This window comes from Bacillus sp. 204(2023), from assembly GCF_037027505.1.
Taxonomy (GTDB): Bacteria; Bacillota; Bacilli; order Bacillales; family Bacillaceae; genus Bacillus; species Bacillus subtilis.
In genome coordinates this window covers 34,689-56,734 of the sequence record NZ_JAXCHE010000004.1, presented here as the reverse complement: position 1 = coordinate 56,734, position 22,046 = coordinate 34,689, and the positions used below count along the sequence as shown (strand labels likewise).

The 22,046-nt window shown below is 45.7% G+C and carries 21 protein-coding genes and 3 other annotated features; of the genes, 18 read left to right on the top strand and 3 right to left on the bottom strand.

Features of this window, described 5'->3' with window-relative positions; translation table 11 throughout:
• Positions 1-187 precede the first annotated feature (187 nt).
• The 7 genes from WA279_RS09840 to bacF all read left to right on the top strand — a co-directional run bounded on the left by WA279_RS09840 (position 188) and on the right by bacF (position 7,470).
• Positions 188-1,426 carry an MFS transporter gene (locus WA279_RS09840; protein WP_129138011.1) on the top strand — a complete coding sequence of 413 codons (1,239 nt, stop codon included), beginning with the start codon at positions 188-190 and terminating at the stop codon, positions 1,424-1,426.
• 150 nt (positions 1,427-1,576) lie between these two features.
• A complete protein-coding gene (gene bacA / locus WA279_RS09835; protein WP_009968341.1) occupies positions 1,577-2,191 on the top strand; it encodes a prephenate decarboxylase in 615 nt (204 codons plus the stop codon).
• Positions 2,181-2,888: a 3-((4R)-4-hydroxycyclohexa-1,5-dien-1-yl)-2-oxopropanoate isomerase gene (gene bacB, locus WA279_RS09830; RefSeq protein WP_003244300.1), complete on the top strand. Its 708-nt coding sequence runs from the start codon at positions 2,181-2,183 to the stop codon at positions 2,886-2,888. The genes bacA and bacB overlap by 11 nt, the downstream gene beginning before the upstream one ends.
• Positions 2,889-2,890: 2 nt before the next feature.
• Positions 2,891-3,652 (top strand): dihydroanticapsin 7-dehydrogenase, encoded by a 762-nt coding sequence (gene bacC / locus WA279_RS09825; RefSeq protein ID WP_064671827.1) that lies wholly within the window; start codon positions 2,891-2,893, stop codon positions 3,650-3,652.
• A gap of 18 nt (positions 3,653-3,670) precedes the next feature.
• Entirely contained in the window at positions 3,671-5,089 is a 1,419-nt protein-coding gene (gene bacD, locus WA279_RS09820; RefSeq protein WP_003242921.1) for an alanine--anticapsin ligase, read from the top strand.
• Positions 5,086-6,270: a bacilysin exporter BacE gene (gene bacE, locus WA279_RS09815; protein ID WP_014481236.1), complete on the top strand. Its 1,185-nt coding sequence runs from the start codon at positions 5,086-5,088 to the stop codon at positions 6,268-6,270. Before bacD ends, bacE begins: the two co-directional genes overlap by 4 nt.
• Complete coding sequence (gene bacF, locus WA279_RS09810) at positions 6,271-7,470, top strand: transaminase BacF (RefSeq protein ID WP_327828353.1); 1,200 nt, start codon at positions 6,271-6,273, stop codon at positions 7,468-7,470.
• A gap of 14 nt (positions 7,471-7,484) precedes the next feature.
• Here the strand turns inward: bacF and bacG are convergent, their stop codons facing one another.
• Together bacG and hemQ are read right to left on the bottom strand one after the other, a co-directional pair.
• Entirely contained in the window at positions 7,485-8,264 is a 780-nt protein-coding gene (gene bacG, locus WA279_RS09805; RefSeq protein WP_327828354.1) for an NADPH-dependent reductase BacG, read from the bottom strand.
• A 132-nt stretch (positions 8,265-8,396) separates the two neighbouring features.
• A complete protein-coding gene (gene hemQ / locus WA279_RS09800) occupies positions 8,397-9,161 on the bottom strand; it encodes a hydrogen peroxide-dependent heme synthase (RefSeq protein ID WP_003242896.1) in 765 nt (254 codons plus the stop codon).
• 269 nt (positions 9,162-9,430) lie between these two features.
• Between hemQ and pta the strand changes: the two genes are divergently transcribed.
• The 4 genes from pta (at position 9,431) to WA279_RS09780 (ending at position 13,399) form a co-directional block, all read left to right on the top strand.
• Positions 9,431-10,402 carry a phosphate acetyltransferase gene (gene pta, locus WA279_RS09795; RefSeq protein WP_003235941.1) on the top strand — a complete coding sequence of 324 codons (972 nt, stop codon included), beginning with the start codon at positions 9,431-9,433 and terminating at the stop codon, positions 10,400-10,402.
• Between the two features lie 145 nt (positions 10,403-10,547).
• Entirely contained in the window at positions 10,548-11,447 is a 900-nt protein-coding gene (gene cysL / locus WA279_RS09790) for a cysJI operon transcriptional regulator CysL (RefSeq protein ID WP_032727083.1), read from the top strand.
• Between the two features lie 48 nt (positions 11,448-11,495).
• Entirely contained in the window at positions 11,496-12,341 is an 846-nt protein-coding gene (gene ywfL / locus WA279_RS09785) for an octanoyl-[GcvH]:protein N-octanoyltransferase (RefSeq protein ID WP_327828355.1), read from the top strand.
• Positions 12,342-12,508: 167 nt separating this feature from the next.
• A complete protein-coding gene (locus tag WA279_RS09780; RefSeq protein ID WP_327828357.1) occupies positions 12,509-13,399 on the top strand; it encodes a carboxylate/amino acid/amine transporter in 891 nt (296 codons plus the stop codon).
• Between the two features lie 143 nt (positions 13,400-13,542).
• Here WA279_RS09780 and rsfA read toward each other — a convergent pair whose 3' ends face one another.
• Positions 13,543-14,319 carry a prespore-specific transcription regulator RsfA gene (rsfA, locus tag WA279_RS09775; RefSeq protein ID WP_003243464.1) on the bottom strand — a complete coding sequence of 259 codons (777 nt, stop codon included), beginning with the start codon at positions 14,317-14,319 and terminating at the stop codon, positions 13,543-13,545.
• 214 nt (positions 14,320-14,533) lie between these two features.
• Here rsfA and WA279_RS09770 point away from each other — a divergent pair, with 214 nt between their 5' ends.
• From WA279_RS09770 to WA279_RS09740, 7 genes are all read left to right on the top strand, one after another.
• Positions 14,534-14,758, top strand: a complete 225-nt coding sequence (locus tag WA279_RS09770; protein ID WP_003222050.1) for a DUF1450 domain-containing protein — start codon at positions 14,534-14,536, stop codon at positions 14,756-14,758.
• Between the two features lie 161 nt (positions 14,759-14,919).
• A complete protein-coding gene (locus tag WA279_RS09765; RefSeq protein WP_015250978.1) occupies positions 14,920-16,221 on the top strand; it encodes an HD domain-containing protein in 1,302 nt (433 codons plus the stop codon).
• 35 nt (positions 16,222-16,256) lie between these two features.
• Positions 16,257-16,757 (top strand): YwgA family protein, encoded by a 501-nt coding sequence (locus tag WA279_RS09760; protein WP_003227524.1) that lies wholly within the window; start codon positions 16,257-16,259, stop codon positions 16,755-16,757.
• 111 nt (positions 16,758-16,868) lie between these two features.
• Entirely contained in the window at positions 16,869-17,342 is a 474-nt protein-coding gene (locus tag WA279_RS09755; RefSeq protein ID WP_327828358.1) for an Rrf2 family transcriptional regulator, read from the top strand.
• A complete protein-coding gene (locus tag WA279_RS09750; protein ID WP_327828360.1) occupies positions 17,339-18,751 on the top strand; it encodes an MFS transporter in 1,413 nt (470 codons plus the stop codon). The genes WA279_RS09755 and WA279_RS09750 overlap by 4 nt, the downstream gene beginning before the upstream one ends.
• Positions 18,752-18,797: 46 nt before the next feature.
• Positions 18,798-19,026 (top strand) — a binding site (T-box leader).
• 33 nt (positions 19,027-19,059) lie between these two features.
• Positions 19,060-19,281, top strand: a binding site (T-box leader).
• Positions 19,282-19,312: 31 nt separating this feature from the next.
• Positions 19,313-19,534: a binding site (T-box leader), on the top strand.
• A gap of 53 nt (positions 19,535-19,587) precedes the next feature.
• Positions 19,588-21,504 (top strand): threonine--tRNA ligase, encoded by a 1,917-nt coding sequence (thrS, locus tag WA279_RS09745; protein ID WP_327828361.1) that lies wholly within the window; start codon positions 19,588-19,590, stop codon positions 21,502-21,504.
• Positions 21,505-21,623: 119 nt separating this feature from the next.
• Positions 21,624-22,043: a MarR family transcriptional regulator gene (locus WA279_RS09740; protein ID WP_003242889.1), complete on the top strand. Its 420-nt coding sequence runs from the start codon at positions 21,624-21,626 to the stop codon at positions 22,041-22,043.
• Positions 22,044-22,046: the final 3 nt, after the last annotated feature.

Here is a 22,046-nt window from a genome sequence, read left to right as displayed (position 1 = left end):
GAGCTTTTTTTACGCGTTACATCCTCATGTATTTTTAGAATGAAATATAGAAATATATAATGGGATTTAAATGAAAAAAATAAAACTTTTAAATATTTCGTTCGAATTGTAAATAGTGAAAAAACAATGCTAAACTATAATACAACTTTTATGATAAGAAGATTATGGAAGAGGTGTTTGAGAAAGAATGAACAGCAATCAAAACAATGACATCAAAACAAAACATCATTTTCCGTTATTGTTGGCATTGGCTTTAACGATGGGGGTATTTGCAGCCGGATCTGAAGAGCTTGTGATCTCACCGCTGCTGCCGGATTTAGCAAAAGCCTTCAGCTCAGATGTCAGTGTCCTTGCATTATCTATCAGTATTTACGGCATTATGATTTTTATCGGTGCGCCGCTTTTGGTTCCATTAGGCGATAAATACTCCAGAGAACTGAGCTTATTGGCCGGGCTTATGATCTTTATCATAGGAACGGTGATATGCGCTTTGGCTCAAAATATTTTTTTCTTCTTTTTAGGCCGGGCGCTTTCGGGATTGGCTGCGGGAGCGTTTGTTCCGACCGCTTACGCAGTTGTCGGTGATCGTGTTCCTTATACATACCGGGGCAAGGTGATGGGACTGATCGTTTCAAGCTGGTCGCTGGCGCTGATTTTCGGAGTGCCGCTCGGATCATTTATCGGCGGCGTCCTGCATTGGAGGTGGACGTTTTGGATTTTCGCCTTGATGGGCGTTTTAGTTGTCCTGCTGATTCTCCTTGAAATGCGCCGCCATGCCCAACATAAAAACAGCGGCAAGGAAGAAATAGAAGAGCCGGCAGGAACATTCCGGGATGCGCTGAAAGTCCCTCGTGTACCTGTTTATATCACGATAACCTTTTGTAATATGATTGGTTTTTACGGTATGTATTCCTTTTTAGGCACCTATCTTCAGGACGTTTTTACCGGAGGAAACACGGCTGCGGGCTTATTTATCATGATTTATGGAATCGGGTTTTCCATGAGTGTGATTACAGGAAAGATAGCCGACCGCATCGGAAAAATGCGCTCCCTTTTGATTGCGCTGGGGGTCATCAGCGTTCTGCTGGCGTGTTTACCATATGCGCCGGCGTCTATGTTTCTGTTAATCGCCAGCCTATTTATTTGGGGATTAATGCAAAGTTTGACGGTGACGCTGCTCAGCACCATTTTGAGTGACTGCTCAGAGCGTCATCGCGGAAAAGTCATGGTGTTTTACAGCCTCGCCTCGAATCTGGCCGTGACATTAGGTTCTGCTTTAATGGGACCCGTCTATGTGGCATACGGCTATGCAGCTGTCGGATTGATTTGCGCAGCCATCACAGTCCTCGGATTTGTGCTCAGTATATTCGCATATAAAAAGTACGGCAAACTTGAGCAGAAGGCCGATCAGTCCTTATCTCAATAAACAAAGTTTCTAAATTCCTATAATTAAAAACCCTTTATAAAGGGTTTTTTTGTTTGTATGGGAATAATTATCAATATTTTCAAAAAACATTGACAGTTCAATTTCCGCTGGATAAAATTTACTTAAAATTTAAAAGATTGGTTGGTGCTCATGATTATATTGGATAATAGCATTCAGACAAAAAAAAGAACTGATTCACTATCCAAACTCATTACAGTCAACACGCTCGGCCCTGAGGGGACAAGCAGTGAGTACGCAGCAAAGCATTTCATTTCCAATTTTACTCTTCTACAAGGGCTGAACAGTAAATTGTCCTTGCATGATACTTTTGAATCATGCATCGAAAGGACGCTCCAAAGCCCGCTGGAATATACCATCGTCCCACATGCTTACGATGGCATTAAGCATTTCTACATGAGGCCGGATTTGCAGCTATTGCAGATCTTCAGGTGCGATACACCGATGTACGGCCTGGCTGTTCGTCCTGATTTTGAATTCAGAGACGATATGCTTGATACATCTGTTATTGTTTCACATCCTTCACCTATTAATTTAATAAAATATTTTACCCGCAAAGATGTTCGTTTCAAACTAGTCAATTCAACCAGTCAAGCCGCAAGAAAAGTAAAAGAAGGCTTGTATGACATTGCCTTAACTAATGAGCTCGCACGGCAAAAGTACGGGCTAACCTTTGTGAAAACATTCAAAAGTATTCCAATGAGCTGGTCATTATTTGGAAAAGGAGACGTTGATGATGAAAACTAAAGAAGATATGCAGGAGCTTTATTTCCCGACACCGAAATTAATTGAATGGGAAAACGGAGTGAGGCAGTATTCAACCGTACGAGGGGATACTGAAGTATTAATGTCTTACGTCCCGCCGCATACCAATGTTGAACCCCATCAGCATAAGGAGGTCCAAATCGGCATGGTCGTTTCTGGCGAGCTGATGATGACTGTCGGAGATGTGACAAGAAAAATGACAGCCTTGGAATCTGCCTATATCGCGCCGCCGCATGTGCCTCACGGGGCAAGAAACGACACAGACCAAGAAGTGATTGCTATTGATATCAAGCGGCTGAAAGCTGATGAAACATATACAAGTCCTGAGGACTACTTTTTGGATATTTTCAAAACAAGAGACCTGCTGCCGGGCATGGAAGTCACGTTTTTTGTTGAGGATTGGGTAGAAATTATGCTTGCCAAAATCCCTGGAAATGGCGGAGAAATGCCTTTCCATAAACATCGAAATGAACAAATCGGCATCTGCATCGGCGGCGGCTATGACATGACGGTCGAAGGCTGCACAGTCGAGATGAAATTCGGCACAGCCTATTTCTGTGAGCCTCGCGAAGATCATGGTGCGATCAACCGTTCAGAAAAAGAATCAAAATCGATTAATATCTTCTTCCCGCCGCGCTACAACAGAGCAAAAGCGAAAAAAATGAAGGCGGATGAATGATCATGAACCTCACCGATAAAACCGTCCTCATAACAGGAGGCGCATCAGGCATTGGTTATGCTGCGGTTCAGGCTTTTTTGGGCCAGCAGGCCAATGTGGTTGTGGCGGATATTGATGAAGCGCAGGGAGAAGCAATGGTACGAAAAGAAAATAATGACAGGTTGCACTTTGTGCAAACGGACATCACAGACGAAGCTGCCTGCCAGCACGCAGTTGAATCGGCGGTTCATACATTTGGCGGACTCGATGTCTTGATTAATAATGCAGGCATCGAAATCGTGGCGCCCATTCACGAGATGGAGCTCAGCGATTGGAACAAGGTGCTGCAAGTCAATTTGACCGGCATGTTTTTAATGAGCAAACATGCACTCAAGCATATGCTGGCCGCCGGCAAGGGCAACATCATTAATACGTGCTCTGTCGGCGGACTCGTGGCATGGCCTGATATTCCTGCCTATAACGCCAGCAAAGGCGGGGTTTTGCAGCTGACTAAATCAATGGCCGTTGATTATGCGAAGCATCACATTCGCGTGAACTGCGTATGCCCGGGGATCATCGACACACCGCTGAATGAAAAATCATTCCTTGAAAATAACGAAGGCACACTTGAAGAGATCAAAAAAGAAAAGGCGAAGGTAAATCCGCTGCTGAGGCTTGGGAAACCTGAAGAAATCGCAAACGTGATGCTGTTTTTAGCCTCGGATTTATCAAGCTATATGACCGGAAGCGCCATCACCGCAGACGGAGGATACACCGCACAATAGAGAAGGAGTGTTTTACATATGGAGAGAAAAACAGTATTGGTCATCGCTGATCTTGGAGGCTGCCCGCCGCACATGTTTTATAAAAGCGCTGCTGAAAAATATAACCTGGTCAGCTTTATTCCAAGACCTTTTGCAATTACAGCCTCCCATGCAGCATTGATTGAAAAATACTCGGTCGCGGTCATAAAAGATAAAGACTATTTTAAGAGTTTAGCTGATTTTGAGCATCCTGACTCCATTTATTGGGCGCATGAGGATCATAACAAGCCTGAGGAAGAGGTCGTCGAGCAAATCGTCAAGGTTGCCGAAATGTTCGGGGCGGATGCCATCACAACAAACAATGAATTATTCATTGCTCCGATGGCGAAAGCCTGTGAACGTCTGGGCTTGAGAGGTGCCGGCGTGCAGGCAGCCGAAAATGCCAGAGATAAAAATAAAATGAGGGACGCTTTTAATAAGGCCGGAGTCAAATCGATCAAAAACAAACGAGTCACAACTCTCGAAGATTTCCGTGCTGCTCTTGAAGAGATCGGCACACCTCTTATCTTAAAGCCTACATACTTAGCGAGTTCAATCGGTGTAACGCTGATTACGGACACTGAGACGGCAGAAGATGAATTTAACAGAGTCAATGACTATCTGAAATCAATTAACGTGCCAAAGGCGGTTACGTTTGAAGCGCCGTTTATCGCTGAAGAATTTTTACAGGGTGAGTACGGAGACTGGTATCAAACAGAAGGGTACTCCGACTATATCAGTATAGAAGGCATCATGGCTGACGGTGAGTATTTCCCGATCGCCATTCATGATAAAACGCCGCAAATCGGGTTTACAGAGACATCCCACATTACGCCGTCCATTCTGGATGAAGAGGCAAAAAAGAAAATTGTCGAAGCTGCCAAAAAGGCAAATGAAGGGCTTGGCCTGCAAAATTGCGCAACACATACAGAGATCAAGCTAATGAAAAACAGAGAACCGGGTTTAATTGAATCGGCAGCCAGATTTGCCGGCTGGAATATGATCCCTAACATTAAAAAGGTTTTCGGCCTTGATATGGCGCAATTATTATTAGATGTCCTCTGTTTCGGAAAAGACGCCGATCTGCCGGACGGATTATTGGATCAAGAGCCTTATTATGTTGCCGACTGCCATTTGTACCCGCAGCATTTCAAACAAAATGGCCAGATTCCAGAAACTGCTGAGGATTTGGTCATTGAGGCAATCGATATTCCGGACGGACTTTTAAAAGGGGATACTGAAATCGTTTCTTTTTCGGCCGCAGCACCAGGCACTTCAGTTGATTTGACATTGTTTGAAGCTTTCAATTCCATTGCTGCATTTGAACTGAAAGGCAGTAATTCACAGGATGTGGCTGAATCAATCAGACAAATTCAGCAGCATGCGAAGCTGACGGCAAAGTATGTGCTGCCAGTATGAAACAGCTGAAACCCAACTCTAAATACTTGCTTTACGGGCAGGCGCTATCGTTCATGGGAGACTATTGTGTTCTCCCTGCCCTGCTCATTTTGTCTACATATTATCACGATTATTGGGTGACGTCCGGGGTCATCGTGGTCAGAAGCATTCCGATGGTGTTTCAGCCGTTTTTGGGGGTACTGGTCGACCGGTTAGACAGAATTAAGATCATGCTGTGGACGGATATCATCAGAGGCATCATCTTTTTGGGGCTCACATTTCTTCCAAAAGGCGAGTATCCGCTGATTTTTCTGGCCCTGCTGTTTATTTCTTATGGAAGCGGCGTGTTTTTTAATCCCGCCCGTCTCGCTGTCATGTCGTCCTTGGAATCAGATATTAAAAGCATCAACACGTTATTTGCAAAAGCGACAACCATCTCCATTATCGTCGGGGCGGCTGCCGGAGGGCTCTTTCTGTTAGGCGGATCTGTAGAGCTGGCTGTTGCCTTTAACGGTGTGACATACCTGGTTTCGGCATTTTTTATCAGCCGTATCAAGCTGCAATTTGTGCCGATTCAATCTGAAAACATTAAAGAGGCCTTTCAGTCTTTTAAGGAAGGACTCAAGGAAATCAAAACCAATGCGTTCGTATTAAACGCCATGTTTACGATGATTACAATGGCTTTGCTGTGGGGAGTTGTGTACAGCTATTTTCCGATTGTCAGCCGCTTTCTGGGTGACGGGGAAATCGGCAACTTTATTCTCACGTTCTGCATCGGCTTCGGCGGCTTTATCGGAGCGGCGCTTGTCAGCAAATGGGGCTTTAACAACAATAGAGGCCTTACGTACTTTACCGTTTTATCCATTGTCTCACTGGCGCTGTTTTTATTCACGCCGATTTTCGCTGTTTCTGTCATCGCGGCGATCCTCTTTTTCATCGCGATGGAATACGGGGAAGTGCTTGCAAAAGTGAAGGTTCAGGAAAATGCGGCAAACCAGATTCAAGGGCGCATTTTTTCAGTGGCCGAAGCGTCTATCGGATTATGCATTTCTATTGGTTCAATGTTCATTAACATCCTAAGCGCTCCGGTCATTATGGGGCTGATTGTCGTGATCGTATGCGGTTTGTTTCTGCATACGAAACTCGTCAACAAATCGTTTTTGGAACGGGATAACAAAACGGAGCAAAAAGGAGTCTTTTAGATGGAAATAACACCGTCCGATGTCATCAAGACACTTCCAAGGCAGGAGTTTTCTCTCGTTTTTCAAAAGGTAAAGGAATTGGAAAAAACGGGGGCCCATATCATTAATCTCGGACAGGGGAACCCTGACCTTCCCACTCCGCCGCATATTGTGGAGGCTTTGCGGGAGGCGTCCTTGAATCCTTCGTTTCATGGATACGGCCCTTTCAGGGGCTATCCTTTTTTAAAGGAAGCGATCGCTGCTTTCTATAAAAGGGAATACGGAGTGACAATCAATCCTGAAACGGAGGTCGCGCTTTTCGGAGGCGGGAAAGCAGGCTTGTATGTGCTGACACAATGCCTGCTCAATCCGGGCGACATCGCTTTAGTCCCGAATCCAGGCTACCCTGAATATTTATCAGGGATTACGATGGCGAGAGCTGAGCTTTACGAAATGCCGCTGTATGAAGAAAATGGCTATCTGCCGGATTTTGAAAAGATTGATCCAGCCGTGCTGGATAAAGCGAAGCTTATGTTTTTAAACTATCCGAACAACCCCACTGGAGCTGTGGCTGATGCGGCTTTTTATGCAAGAGCTGCTGCTTTTGCAAAAGAGCATCATATCCATTTGATTCATGATTTTGCATACGGAGCGTTTGAATTCGATCAAAAACCGGCCAGCTTTCTTGAGGCAGAGGATGCCAAAATTGTCGGAGCAGAGCTTTATTCATTTTCGAAAACATTTAACATGGCCGGCTGGAGAATGGCGTTTGCGGTTGGGAACGAAAAGATCATTCAGGCCGTCAATGAATTTCAGGACCATGTATTTGTCGGCATGTTCGGCGGGCTGCAGCAGGCAGCGAGTGCGGCGCTTTCTGGAGATCCGGAGCATACGGAATCGTTGAAACGAATTTATAAGGAACGAATTGACTTTTTTACGGCGCTTTGCGAAAAGGAACTGGGCTGGAAGATGGAAAAGCCAAAAGGAACCTTTTACGTATGGGCTGAAATTCCGAATACGTTTGAGACATCTCACCAATTTTCCGATTACTTGCTGGAGAATGCCCATGTCGTAGTCACACCGGGCGAAATTTTTGGAAGCAACGGAAAAAGGCATGTCAGAATCTCAATGGTGTCGAAGCAGGAGGATCTGCGGGAATTTGTCACGCGGATTCAAAAGCTGAACCTGCCGTTCGGGTCATTACAAGAAACATCCCGCTAAAAAGCGGGATGTTTTTATATGCTTTTCATGCTGCCGCCGTCAGCGGAAATTTGCTGCCCCGTGATGTAGGAGGCTTCCTCAGAGGCAAGAAACGCGGCGAGCGCTGCGGTTTCTTCGGCTGATCCGACCCGTTTCATCGGAATCCCGGAAGCAATCTGTTCCTCTGCTTTCTGTTTGGATATGCTGTTCTTTTTCATCACATTTTCCACAAATTGATGATAACGGTCTGTAGCGATAAAACCGGGATTCAGACAGTTGACAGTAATGTTGTGAGGAGCAAGCTGGGTGGAAATATTTTTACTGGCGTTAATTAAAGCGGCATTCATCATACTGTTTGTGAACATGTTGGCGCCGGGTTCTTTCCACAGATTTCCGACAATGTTGATGATTCTGCCAAACTCGTTTTGTTTCATCAGTGAGGAAGCACGCTTGATAGCGTCAATATAGGCAACGGTCTTTTGAGTGAACGTGGCCGTCATATCGTCTATATTGCAGTTATCAAATGTATCAGGCGCGCCGCCCGGGATATTATTAATCAGAACATCAAGCCGTCCGCATTGAGATTCGATTTCCTGAAAAATGCCCGCTCTCGTATGCCGGTCAGACATATCCCCCGCAAGGACAATGACGCTCGCATCAGGATGCTTGGCCAAAATGTCTTCTTTGACAGATTCAATATTATCCAAATTTCGCGAATTAATGATGAGGGAAAAATGATGGTCTGCTAATTTCAGAGCGATTGCTTTCCCGATCCCTTGACTGGCTCCCATAACAAATGCGGTTCGTTTTGACAAATAACTGCACTCCTTTGAAAAAATTGGATTATTATCTACATCGTAAGAAAAAACGAAGAAAATAGCAAATTTTATTTAAATTCTGATAAAGGAGGATTGAAAAACTCCCGCCGGATAGGGCGGGAGGGGATATTATACATATAGGAATTGAGGAAGTGTATCAAGCGAAAGGTGATTGCCGACAAAGAATGAACCAAATTCGCCATAGCGAGCGCTGACTTCGTCAAAACGCATTTCGTACACTAGCTTCTTGAATTGAAGGACATCATCGCTGAATAATGTAACGCCCCACTCGTAATCGTCAAAGCCGACAGAGCCGGTGATGATCTGTTTGACTTTGCCCGCATAGCTGCGGCCGATTAAACCGTGGCTTCTCATCAAGTTTCTGCGTTCCTCCATTGAAAGCATATACCAGTTGTCGTTGCCGGATCTTCTTTTATCCATTGGATAGAAGCATACATATTTTGATTCCGGCAGTTCAGGGTAAAGGCGCGCGCGCACATGCGGATTTTCGTAAGGATCGCCGTCACCGCTTGCCAAGTAGTTGCTCAGCTCTACCACTGATACGTAGGAGTATGCCGGAATGGTGAACTCAGCAAGTCTTGATTTGTTGAATTCAAGCTCAATTTGATTTAATTCTTCCATTGTAGGACGAAGGATCATCAGCATAAAATCAGCTTTTTGGCCGACGATGCTGTAAAGAGTTTGCGATCCTTTTCCTTCTTTTTGGGCTACGCCCCATTTTTCAAGCAACCCGGTGAATTCATGTATGATAGATTGGCGTTCATCACTGGACAGAAGCTTCCAGGAAGCCCAATCCATTGTGCGGAAATCATGAAGCGCATACCAGCCGTCAAGCGTTTTTGCCGCTTCATTCGTCATTTGCTGTTCACTCATTTATCTTCACTCCCATTATCTTTTCATGATTGCCTTCACTATACCATAGTTTATCCGATTCTACTGTGGAGAAACCTTGAACATCCCTTCCGTATAACTCCATCAAAATAGAAGAACCTATAAGGGAAGATTGAGTCACTTAAATTAGTTAGAAAAATAAGATTTTTTCATGAAAGCGCTATAATGAAAGTTGGCTGTTTGAATTTGATTGGAAGAAGAGTATGCTAGTAAAAGAAAGCGTTTTTGTAACTTTTTGAGGAGGTTTTATTGTGGCAGATTTATTTTCAACAGTGCAAGAAAAAGTAGCTGGAAAAGACGTTAAAATTGTATTTCCTGAAGGCTTAGACGAGCGTATTTTAGAAGCGGTCAGCAAGCTTGCAGGAAACAAAGTGCTGAATCCGATTGTGATCGGCAATGAAAATGAGATCCAAGCAAAAGCAAAAGAATTGAACCTTACGCTGGACGGCGTTAAGATTTATGATCCTCATACATATGAAGGCATGGAAGACCTTGTACAAGCATTCGTAGAACGCCGTAAAGGCAAAGCGACAGAAGAACAGGCTCGCAAAGCGTTATTAGACGAGAACTACTTCGGTACAATGCTGGTGTATAAAGGCCTTGCAGACGGACTCGTAAGCGGAGCTGCTCACTCGACAGCTGACACTGTCCGCCCGGCTCTTCAAATCATCAAAACAAAAGAAGGCGTGAAAAAGACTTCAGGCGTGTTCATCATGGCTCGCGGAGAAGAGCAATACGTATTCGCAGATTGCGCGATCAACATTGCGCCTGACAGCCAAGATCTTGCCGAGATTGCGATCGAAAGTGCCAATACGGCAAAAATGTTCGACATTGAGCCTCGCGTGGCAATGCTCAGCTTCTCTACAAAAGGCTCAGCAAAATCTGATGAAACAGAAAAAGTAGCGGATGCAGTGAAAATCGCGAAAGAAAAAGCGCCTGAACTGACACTTGACGGCGAATTCCAATTTGATGCTGCATTTGTTCCATCTGTAGCTGAGAAAAAAGCGCCGGATTCCGAAATCAAAGGGGACGCTAACGTATTCGTATTCCCAAGCCTTGAAGCAGGAAACATCGGCTATAAAATCGCTCAGCGTTTGGGCAACTTTGAAGCGGTAGGACCAATCCTGCAAGGTTTAAATATGCCTGTAAACGACCTTTCAAGAGGATGTAACGCTGAAGATGTTTACAATCTCGCATTAATTACAGCGGCGCAAGCACTGTAATAAAAATGAAGACGATGGCAGCTCTCGACCGAGGGCTGCCTTTTTTGCGCTTCCGTATAGCCTTCTTTACCAAGATGGATGATATGAGTACAATAAAGAAAACTAATCATAACCATATATTTCATTAATGACAGGGGTGGGGTTTTTGTATTACGACGTGCTGAAAACGTTTATAGCGGTGGTAGAAGAAAAAAACTTCACAAAAGCGGCGGAAAAGCTGATGATCTCCCAGCCCAGCGTCAGTCTGCATATCAAAAATCTTGAGAAAGAATTTCAAACGGCTCTTCTGAACAGGTCGCCAAAACACTTTACGACAACGCCGACAGGAGACATTTTATATCAAAGAGCAAAGCAAATGGTGTTTCTCTACGAACAAGCCAAGGCTGAAATCTATGCGCATCATCACTATGTAAAGGGCGAATTGAAAATAGCTGCAAGCTTTACAATTGGTGAGTATATTCTTCCGCCGCTATTGGCCCAGCTGCAAAAGCTGTATCCAGAGCTGAACCTCGATGTCATGATTGGCAATACAGAGGAGGTCAGCGAGCGTGTGCGGATGCTTCAGGCTGATATCGGGCTGATTGAAGGACATACAAACGAGAATGAGCTGGAAATTGAACCGTTCATGGAGGATGAAATGTGCATTGCCGCTCCAAATCAGCATCCGCTGGCCGGGCGGAAAGAGATTTCGATCAGCGATTTGCAGAACGAAGCGTGGGTGACAAGAGAGAAAGGCTCCGGGACGAGAGAATATCTCGATCATGTACTCAGTTCAAATGGACTTCGGCCGAAATCAATGTTCACCATCAGCAGCAATCAAGGTGTAAAGGAAGCGGTGATCAACGGCATGGGACTTTCGGTTCTATCCAGAAGCGTGCTGCATAAGGATTTGATCCACCGCGAAATTTCAATTCTGCATATTAATAATTTCTCTTTAAAGCGCAAGCTGTCTTACATTCATTCTCCTCTCATGGAGAATACAAAAAATAAAGAAATTTTTCTTACGATGCTGAAAAGCAATTATCAATCACAGCTGCTGAAATGATATAATAGTTTTCGTTCAATAAGCCTAACATGAAAGGGTTTTACATAGATGGCAAACCAACCGAATGATTTACTGATGCAGCCGAAATGGAGAGTCATTGACCAATCCAGTCTCGGCCCTTTATTTGATGCGAAGCAATCCTTCGCAATGGATGATACGCTGTGCATGTCCGTCGGAAAAGGCGTGTCGCCGGCGACAGCGCGCTCATGGGTGCACCACGATACAATTGTCCTTGGAATACAGGATACACGCCTCCCGTTTTTGCAGGATGGCATCTCCTTGCTGGAGAGTGAAGGATACCGTGTGATCGTACGCAATTCCGGCGGTCTTGCCGTCGTATTGGATGACGGTGTTTTAAATATCTCTCTCATATTCGAGGACGAAAAGAAAGGCATCGATATAGACAAAGGATATGAAGCGATGGTTGAGCTGATGAGACGAATGCTGAGACCGTACAACGCAAAGATCGAAGCCTATGAAATTGAAGGGTCTTATTGTCCCGGCAGCTATGACCTCAGTATAAATGGCAAAAAGTTCGCCGGCATCTCTCAGAGACGCGTTCGCGGCGGAGTCGCTGTTCAAATTTATCTCTGTGCGGATAAAAGCGGCAGTGAAAGGGCCGATTTGATCAGACGATTCTATCAAGCGGCGCTGAAAGACAAACAAAACGATAAAAAAGGCGTCTATCCGGAAATACGTCCGGAAACGATGGCGTCCTTAAGTGAGCTTCTGCAAAAAGACATCTCCGTACAAGACTTAATGTTCGCTTTATTGACGGAATTAAAAGCGTTAAGCACTCATCTTTACTCTGCCGGACTGTCCACTGATGAGGAAATGGAATTTGAGAAAAACCTCGTCCGGATGGCTGAGCGGAATGCAAAGGTATTTGGGTGAACGTTCTTCGCATGCCGGCTGTATATGCCGGCATGCATTTTTTATGACAAGCGGCATTTTACCCCAATAATCTTATTTTCAGATAAATCCTTCTTACATACAGATAACCACGACAAAAAGAAAAACGATAAAATGACATCAGCATCCATATTAAAGGAGAGAGGCAGATGAAAGGGAATATTTACAGCCTTTTTGTATTGATTGCGGCTTTTTTCTGGGGGACCACGGGAACCGTTCAGGCATTGGCTCCAGAAAGCGCCACACCGCTGGCATTTGGAGCGTTCAGGTTATTAATAGGAGGAAGCGCCATGCTGCTTGCGGTTTGGTTCAGCCGGGAGCTTCACGTGAAAAATTGGTCATGGCCGCTCGTATTTTTAGCCGCTGTTTGTATGGCGTGTTACCAGCCGCTGTTTTTCACAGCGGTTAAAGAAACGGGAATTGCAGTGGGAACTGTGATTGCCATCGGCAGTGCGCCTATCATTGCCGGGACCCTCGAATGGGCTGTATTGAAGAAACGCCCGCGAAACTCCTGGTGGATTGCGACTGTGCTGGCTTTAGCGGGTTGCTGGCTTCTGTTTTCCGACAGTTCCAATGTTCGGATTGATGTGGCTGGTGTTCTTATGGCGCTTGGAGCGGGTGCATCTTTTGCAGGCTATACGCTCATCAGTAAAGCGATGATGAAAACCCAGCCTCCGCGAGCGACCTCCGCCGTTGTATTTATGATCAGCGCCATCTTGCTGACGCCGCTATTATGGCAGTCAGATATCTCGTGGATATGGACCCCTAGAGGACTGGGAACAAGCCTTTACATCGGGTTAATTGCAACATGTGCCGCATACTTTTTGTTTGCGAAAGGGCTTACCGGGGTTCCGGCCTCGGCGGCGGTCACGCTGTCTTTAGCTGAACCGCTGACGGCTTCATTGCTTGGCGTGTTTTTCATAGGGGAAATGCTTTCGCCTTCCTCGTGGCTGGGCATTGCGCTTATGATGCTGGGGCTTTTGGTCATTTCTGCTGCGCCTCGGAAACAAAAAACAGCCGAGGCAGCTCACATGTCTTAATAGATTCACATAAGCTAGGCCTCATTTTACAAGAATAGCTGATCCGGCTGCAAAATGAGGAAAATCTCTTTTCTCAATAGAGAAGGGGATTTTGCACATGGCGAAAATCCCAAAACAGCTGCCCGTTTTGGGATTTCTCTATGTCATTCCGCTAATTTTTCTAAATTGCCGTTCCGGTCCATTTTGAAGGACGGAGAGGCATGTTCATCTTCTTCAAATAAAACTAGCTTTCTGGCTCTGTTCATAATTTTCACCAAGGTTTCATAATCTTCTTGGATCGTTTTTTGGTCTTTTTCAAGCTTTTGAACTTCTGCCTCTAGCTGCTCTGTTTTGTTTTGCAATTCCTGATTTTCTTTCTTTAAACGCTCGTTTTCCATTTTTAATGCTGATGATTGCTCGTGATTGCCTTCGTAATTCTGCAGGAAGCGGATCACATCATTCATCGTCATCTCAGGCGCAGCTGCAGGCGTTTGAGGAGACAATAAGTGTGATAGACTAGCTAACTCTTCCTTAAAGCTTTCATCAACAAAAGGCATATGTTCGCCAGACATTAAAGGTTGCTCATTTTCGACAGAAGGTGTTTCCGTTTTAACCGGCTCTTCTGCAGCGGTTTCTTGAATGATTTCAGGATCAACGGCAGGAGGCTGATATAATAATCTTTTCTTCGCCGGCTGCCCGTTTCCGAGCGCTCTCATCCGCTGTTTTCGTTGTTTCTTCGCAAGCTGAAGCGCTTTTTCATATTGATGGCGGACCACTGCGTTCCATCTGAATCCGCAGGCTGCGGATGTCCGGTTTAATTTATCGCCGACTTCTTCAAAGGCGTTCAGCTGAGTGCTGCCCTCCCTCACATGCCGAAGCACTGTTTCGGCTAAAAGCAGATCGTTTTCCTCTGACCAAGCGTCTTGTCGCTGTTTTGTCATTTATCTCAACTCCCATTTTTCTATTCATGGTATTAGAATGTCCAGGTTGGAAAATATTTATACAAATTGGCTGAAAGAATAGGAGATACGAAGGATGGAGCGGCTTGCAGGAACAGCCGAATCCTTGTAAAATGGAGAGTGATGTGATTTTTTTTGAAACGTGATTTTAGGTTATTCACATAGATGAACATAGAAATGAAGGGAAGCGTACGTCATGGCTAATGAATTTCGAGTGTGTGATGATTGCCAAGCCACTAATATCAAAACATTGCTGCCGCGTTTGAAAGAAGTGGACCCGGACGCAAAGGTTGAGGTAGGATGCCAATCTTATTGCGGGCCCGGACGGAAAAAATCATTTGCTTTTGTGAACAATCGCCCGCTGTCAGCTCCGACAGAGGATGAGCTGATTGACAAAGTAAAAAAGAAAATAAAAAAGTAAAAACCTATTTTTTCTTAGCCTCGGCCCTCAGGTCAGGCTTTTTTGCTTCACAAGATGTGTTTTTCATGAAGATGGAACAAATCGCCGGGCAAATTCAAGGATGTTTTCAAAGAATAGAGTCGATATAATAGAAACACGGCTAAAAAAAAGAGGGAATGACGATGGCGTATCCAAATGGAAAATTATCAGAAGAAAAAGTGTTTAAAGATCCGGTGCACCGCTATGTTCATGTTCGGGACAAGCTGATATGGGATTTAATCGGAACCCGTGAATTTCAGCGTCTCCGCAGAATTAAGCAGCTCGGCACGACCTATTTGACGTTCCATGGGGCTGAGCACAGCCGGTTCAACCATTCTCTCGGTGTCTATGAAATTGTCAGAAGAATGGTTGATGACGTCTTTAAAGGCCGCCCTGAATGGGATGACAGTGAGCGTGAACTCTGTTTGGCCGCGGCGCTGCTTCATGACCTCGGGCACGGGCCGTTCTCGCATTCATTTGAAAAGGTCTTTCACCTTGACCACGAGGATTTTACAAGAGGTATCATTTTGGGAGACACGGAGGTTAATCAGGTGCTCAGAAAGGTGAGCCCGGGTTTCCCTCAGGATGTTGCTGAAGTCATTGCCAAAACATATAAAAACAAGCAAGTGGTCAGCCTGATTTCGAGTCAGATTGACGCAGACCGCATGGATTACCTCCAGCGCGACGCATATTATACGGGCGTCAGCTACGGCCATTTTGATATGGAGCGGATTCTTCGGGTGATGCGGCCGCGCGAGGATCAGATCGTCATTAAAGAAAGCGGAATGCACGCTGTCGAAGACTATATCATGAGCCGTTACCAAATGTACTGGCAGGTCTACTTCCATCCTGTGACCAGAAGTGCAGAGGTCATTTTAACGAAGATTCTTCACAGGGCGAAGCAGCTGCACGATGAAGGCTATGTCTTCACTCACGCTCCGGTTCATTTCTATTCTATTTTTGAAGGGAAATTGACACTGGAGGATTATGTAAAGCTGGATGAATCTATTATTTTGTATTACTTCCAGGCCTGGGAGGATGAAGAAGACGCGATTTTATCCGACTTGTGCCGCAGATTCATTAACCGCCAGCTTTTCCAATACGTTGAATTCAATCCGAATGAAGAAATGTCGGCTTATTTTGAGCTGACTTCATTGTTCAAAGAGGCGGGGATCGATCCGAGCTATTATTTGGTCGTTGATTCTTCATCAGATCTGCCATACGATTTTTACCGGCCGGGAGAGGAAGAGGAGCGTCTGCCGATCCATCTCTTGACGCAAAACGGCCAAATTAAAGAGCTGTCCAGGCAGTCGGCTATTGTGGAATCCATCTCAGGTAAACGGCGGACGGACCACAAGCTGTACTATCCAAAGGACTTGATTTGTGACGGCTCTAAACATCCGGAAGCGAAAATGAAAATCCGGCAGCTGCTGGGACTGACATAGAAATTGGAAAGAAGGAAAAAGGAGATGTCGGGAATTTGTTGAAAGAACATGCAAAACTGATGAAGGTGTTCTCGGATTCTGGAGAAATCATCGGGCGAAAGAAGCTGCAGAAAATGATTTATATCGCCAAGAAAATGCAGTTTCCTTTCTATGAGAAATATGATTTTCACTTTTACGGACCATATTCAGAGGAACTGACGCTCCAGATTGAAGAGCTGTGCAACCTTGGATTTCTGCATGAGGTGAAGGAAAAAAAGGGCGGCTACTTTCAATACCGGTATTCGCTGACTGAGACAGGCTCCGCATTTTTAGACCATGCTGATCTGGACATGCCGGATATGAAAGGCTATATCGACAGTGTAAACAGCCGTTCATCACGGTTTTTAGAGCTGGTTTCCACGATCCTTTACTTTGACGGGCTTGAGGATGAGGAAAAGAAAGAAAAAGTCTTTACCATCAAAAGCAAGCAAAAATATACAAATGAAGAATATGACGAAGCGCTTCAATACATAGAGGAACTGAAGCAGATTTGTTAACCATACCAAGCAAAAGAAATGATCCGTTTCTTTTGCTTTTTTTATTGACAAAAGCTGCTAAGAGATTCATTATGGATAATAGTTATCCATAATGAATCAGGAGTGAATAGGATGAAAATGAAATCAGGAATGGAGCAGGCGGTTTCTGTGCTGCTGTTACTGTCACGGCTGCCTGTACAGGCTTCTTTGACGTCAGAGGCTATAAGCCAGCGATTGCGCGTGTCTCCGTCTTACTTGAAGAAGCTGATGAGAACATTGGTTCAAGCCGGTTTGGCAGAATCCTTACCAGGGACGAAGGGCGGTTTTACCCTGACGAAGCCTTTGGCGGACATTACGCTTTATGATGTTTATCAAGCGGTCGAAGGCAGAGGTTCGATGTATCAGGGGAAAGGCCTGCTGCAATCTGTATTTGAGGGTGAAAGTCACTGTGTGCTGGAGACAGTCATGGGGGAAATCGAGGATAAATGGTCCAATCTCATGAAAGAAGAATCCTTGCAGCATGTCATGGACAGAGTCGGGGAATTGTATGATCTTGAAAAAATAGATGAGTGGGTAAACGAGCAATTGAAGGGGCAATTGCAATGAAGCACAGCGGGCATCTGCAAAAATCTTCTGAATCATCAACAGGCATATCCGTGCTGATCGTGCTCGCACTTGGTTTCCTCATGGCAACTCTTGATGTGACCGTTGTGAATGTGGCGATGGCTGATATGAAAAACACTCTTTCAATGTCACTTTCAGGTGTAACGTGGGTTGTGGACGGGTACATTCTTACTTTTGCGTCGCTTCTGCTGGCGGGCGGAGCCTTGGCTGACCGTTTCGGCTCGAAGACGATCTATATCTTGGGTCTAGCCGTTTTTGTTCTGGCCTCCTGTTTATGCGCTGCATCTATAAATGGGCAGATGCTGATTGCCGGACGCCTTATACAGGGAATTGGCGCAGCTTTGTTTATGCCAAGCTCACTCAGCCTTTTGGCTGCCTCTTACCCTGATGAGCGGGCGCGGGCGAGAATGTTTGGACTGTGGGCCGCGCTTGTTTCCGCCGCTTCAGCCCTTGGGCCTTTTATCGGGGGCGTGCTGGTACAGTTGGCGGGCTGGCAGAGTATTTTTCTGATCAATGTGCCAATAGGGGCTGCTGCGCTCATTTCAGCTTACCGAATCCTCAGCCGCGTTCCGGGGAAAAGCAGCCGCGTGAACATCACCGGGCATCTGCTTGGCATGATGGCTCTCGGGTTTCTTTCCTATGCTTTGATACAGGGGCCTTCAGCGGGCTGGCGCTCGCCAGTGATTCTTGCAGCATTTACTGCAGCGATTTTGGCATTTGTGCTGTTTTTGTTGCGGGAAATTTCTGCAAAAGCACCCATCCTGCCGGCGTCCTTATACAAAAACGGCCGCTTCTCAGCTGCCCAATTTATCGGGTTTTTGCTGAATTTCGCCCTTTTTGGCGGCATGTTTATGCTCAGCCTTTTTTTGCAGGAAGCAGGAGGCGCAAGTTCCTTTATGGCTGGAGTGGAGCTGCTGCCGATGATGGCGGTCTTCGTGATCGGCAATCTGCTGTTTGCCCGTCTGGCGAATCGGTTTGAAGCCGGGCAGCTTATGTTTGTATCAATGGCGGTCAGCTGTATCATTGCATTGCTGTTGTTTGTGCTGATTTCTCCGGATTTTCCTTATTGGCAGCTGGCAGTGTTGATGTCTGTTATGAACCTCTGTACCGGTATTACAGTTCCTGCCATGACAACTGTGATCATGCAGGCTGCCGGGCAAAGACATGCGAATATCGCCGGTGCGGCGTTAAATGCAAATCGGCAAATCGGAGCCTTGGTCGGCGTAGCGATAACCGGGGTGATCATTCATCTGTCCGCCACTTGGTATGCCGGTGCCGGGTTTACGTTTTTGATGATGGGAGCGGCATACAGCCTCGCTGCATTGCTTGTATGGCTGTTTCTGGCTGCCCATAACGGGACTGCCGCGTCAGAAAAAAAAGTAAATCACTGATTGCGCTTTGTGGGAATATATAGTAAGATATAAAAAATTATTGAAACAACAGGCACTGATAAGGATACGAGATGCTTTTTACGGTTTCCAGAGAGGGAAGGACAGCTGAGATCTTCCTAACGCAGGGAAAGCAGCTTACCGCCTTTGAGCCGTATCGGGGAAAACAAGTATCTGATACCGTCATGCTGCGTTACAGCATCTTTAAGCCGATCACCATGTGTAATTGATCGGGAATTTGGGTGGAACCACGGATGATCAACACATTCGTCCCTTTTAGAGGGATGGGTGTGTTTTTTTATATGAATTGAATACATGCAATGAAAAGGACATGAATGATAGTTACGGTTTTCAGAGAGGGAAGGAAAGGTGAGAGCTTCCCAGCTTAGGAATATCATTTACCGCCTTGGAGCAGCATTGGGGAACTGAAGTAACCAATGCCGTCTATGCTGCGTTACAGCACCGAGCCGACAACATAGTATTTGTCGGGAACTTGGGTGGAACCACGGGTTAATCACACACTCGTCCCTATCTGTGGGACGGGTGTGTTTTTTTATGAATTGAATACATGCGAAGAAAAGGACATGAATGATAGTTACGGTTTTCAGAGAGGGAAGGAAAGGTGAGAGCTTCCCAGCTTAGGAATATCATTTACCGCCTTGGAGCAGCATTGGGGAACTGAAGTAACCAATGCCGTCTATGCTGCGTTACAGCACCGAGCCGACAACATAGTATTTGTCGGGAACTTGGGTGGAACCACGGGTTAATCACACACTCGTCCCTATCTGCGGGACGGGTGTGTTTTTTTATATATAACAATGAATAAGGAGTGTTCTAAAATGAGTAAACATGTACACATTCAGCTTCCGGACGGACAGATCCAGGAATATCCGAAAGGCATCACAATCAAAGAAGCGGCTGGTTCTATCAGTTCCAGTCTGCAAAAGAAGGCGGCCGCAGGTCAGGTCAACGGCAAGCTTGTTGATCTCAGTTTCAAGCTGGAGGAGGATGCTGAGCTTTCGATTGTCACACTCGATTCACAAGAAGGCTTGCAGGTGCTTCGCCACACAACAGCGCACGTGCTGGCCCAAGCAGTAAAACGGCTGTACGGCGAAGTGTCATTGGGGGTAGGGCCTGTGATTCTAGACGGCTTCTACTATGACATGAAGCTGGGGAAAAGCTTGGCATCAGGAGACTTAGAGGCCATCGAAAAAGAAATGAAAAACATAATAAATGAGAACCTTGAAATCAAACGTATAGAGGTTTCTTATGAAGAAGCTGAAGAGCTGTTTGCACAAAAAGACGAGCAGCTCAAGCTTGAGATTTTAAAGGATATTCCGCGCGGGGAGGATATCACACTGTACCAGCAAGGGGAATTCGTTGACCTGTGCCGCGGGCCGCATCTTCCTTCTACAGGGATGATCAAGGCGTTCAAACTGACAAGAGTATCAGGCGCTTATTGGCGCGGAGACAGTAAAAATGAAGTCCTGCAGCGGGTGTACGGGGTTGCGTTTCAAAAGAAAAAAGATTTGGATGCGCACCTGCATATGCTGGAAGAAGCGGCAAAACGAGACCATCGCAAGCTCGGCAAACAGTTAGGGCTGTTTATGTTTTCTGAAGAAGCGCCGGGGATGCCGTTTTATTTGCCGAAAGGGCAGATTGTCCGCAATGAGCTGGAGCGCTTCTCGCGTGAGCTGCAAACAAATGCCGGCTACGATGAGGTGCGTACGCCGTTTATGATGAATCAGCGGTTATGGGAGCAGTCAGGCCATTGGGACCATTATCGCGACAATATGTACTTTTCAGAAGTGGATGATACAAGATTCGCAATGAAGCCGATGAATTGCCCCGGCCACATGCTCATCTTTAAAAACAGCCTGTATTCTTATCGGGATCTGCCGATTCGCATGGCGGAATTCGGACAGGTGCACCGCCATGAATACAGCGGCGCTTTAAACGGAATGCTTCGCGTTCGGACGTTCTGTCAGGATGACGCTCATATTTTCGTTCGGGAGGATCAGATTGAGAGTGAGATCAAAGAAGCGATTCGGCTGATTGATGAGGTATATCGGACATTTGGTTTCGAGTATTCTGTTGAGCTTTCGACTCGCCCGGAGGATTCATTAGGCGATGACAGCCTTTGGGAAGCGTCGGAACGTGCCTTAGCACGCGTCCTTGAGGAGCTAGGCCTCTCTTATGAGATCAATGAAGGCGATGGGGCATTTTACGGGCCGAAAATTGATTTCCACATAAAAGATGCCTTGAAACGGAGCCACCAATGCGCAACAATTCAGCTTGATTTTCAAATGCCGGAAAAATTTGATTTAACATATATCAACGAACTCAATGAGAAGGTTCGTCCCGTTGTCATCCACAGAGCGGTTTTCGGCTCAATCGACCGTTTCTTTGGCATTTTGATCGAGCATTACGGCGGGGCTTTTCCAGTCTGGCTCGCACCGCTCCAGGTTCAAATCATACCGGTTTCGCACGTTCACTTAGACTATTGCAGAAAAGTGCAGGCGGAGCTGAAGCAGGTGGGGATAAGAGCCGGCATTGATGATCGCAATGAGAAGCTGGGCTATAAAATCAGAGAATCGCAGGTGCAGAAAATCCCGTACGTGCTGGTGCTTGGAGATCATGAGGAGCAGGAGAATGCGGTAAACGTCCGCCAATTCGGATATCAGCAGAATGAACACGTTCCTTTTCAGACATTTAAAGATAAGCTTGTGAAACAGGTGGAAAATCGAGGCATGTAGGATAAAAGCTGTGAATTCACATTTTGCTTTTTTGACTTTCCCTATTCGGAATCAGTAAAATAATAAGTAAATCATATCGTTCGTATGTTATGAATGCATCTCGAAATGGGGAAATTGACATGGACCATGACAAACTGGAAGCAAATTTGCTGGATCACGCACTTACAAAATATTTGAAAAGCACGAAGCAATTAGATGAAGCCACCGTTCCGAAACACGTGAATAATGTAAGAGGATTTATTCTGCGGATCATATACAGACATGGGAGCTGCACCATAAAGGATATTTTGAAGGAGGTCACACTGTCTCCCTCTGCCACGACCACAGCTCTGAATCATTTAGAGCAGGAAGGGTTTATTGAGAGATCCAGAAATAACAATGACCGCCGCACTGTATGGATTACGCTTTCTGAATCGGGCCGGGGAGCGGCTGAACAAATGATCGAAAACCGCCAGCAGCTGATTGACGGCATGTTTGAACGTTTAACAGCCGAAGAGAAAAAGACGTTCTTGGCGATTATTGCGAAGCTGGCTCAATAGGGA

Bases quoted from the DNA above. Each gene is read 5' to 3' on its own strand.
- WA279_RS09840 (WP_129138011.1), top strand. From the start codon at position 188: ATGAACAGCAATCAAAACAATGACATCAAAACAAAACATCATTTTCCG.
- bacA (WP_009968341.1), top strand. From the start codon at position 1,577: ATGATTATATTGGATAATAGCATTCAGACAAAAAAAAGAACTGATTCA.
- bacB (WP_003244300.1), top strand. From the start codon at position 2,181: ATGAAAACTAAAGAAGATATGCAGGAGCTTTATTTCCCGACACCGAAA.
- bacC (WP_064671827.1), top strand. From the start codon at position 2,891: ATGAACCTCACCGATAAAACCGTCCTCATAACAGGAGGCGCATCAGGC.
- bacD (WP_003242921.1), top strand. From the start codon at position 3,671: ATGGAGAGAAAAACAGTATTGGTCATCGCTGATCTTGGAGGCTGCCCG.
- bacE (WP_014481236.1), top strand. From the start codon at position 5,086: ATGAAACAGCTGAAACCCAACTCTAAATACTTGCTTTACGGGCAGGCG.
- bacF (WP_327828353.1), top strand. From the start codon at position 6,271: ATGGAAATAACACCGTCCGATGTCATCAAGACACTTCCAAGGCAGGAG.
- hemQ (WP_003242896.1), bottom strand. From the start codon at position 9,161: ATGAGTGAACAGCAAATGACGAATGAAGCGGCAAAAACGCTTGACGGC.
- ywfL (WP_327828355.1), top strand. From the start codon at position 11,496: ATGGCAAACCAACCGAATGATTTACTGATGCAGCCGAAATGGAGAGTC.
- WA279_RS09780 (WP_327828357.1), top strand. From the start codon at position 12,509: ATGAAAGGGAATATTTACAGCCTTTTTGTATTGATTGCGGCTTTTTTC.
- rsfA (WP_003243464.1), bottom strand. From the start codon at position 14,319: ATGACAAAACAGCGACAAGACGCTTGGTCAGAGGAAAACGATCTGCTT.
- WA279_RS09770 (WP_003222050.1), top strand. From the start codon at position 14,534: ATGGCTAATGAATTTCGAGTGTGTGATGATTGCCAAGCCACTAATATC.
- WA279_RS09765 (WP_015250978.1), top strand. From the start codon at position 14,920: ATGGCGTATCCAAATGGAAAATTATCAGAAGAAAAAGTGTTTAAAGAT.
- WA279_RS09755 (WP_327828358.1), top strand. From the start codon at position 16,869: ATGAAAATGAAATCAGGAATGGAGCAGGCGGTTTCTGTGCTGCTGTTA.
- WA279_RS09750 (WP_327828360.1), top strand. From the start codon at position 17,339: ATGAAGCACAGCGGGCATCTGCAAAAATCTTCTGAATCATCAACAGGC.
- thrS (WP_327828361.1), top strand. From the start codon at position 19,588: ATGAGTAAACATGTACACATTCAGCTTCCGGACGGACAGATCCAGGAA.
- WA279_RS09740 (WP_003242889.1), top strand. From the start codon at position 21,624: ATGGACCATGACAAACTGGAAGCAAATTTGCTGGATCACGCACTTACA.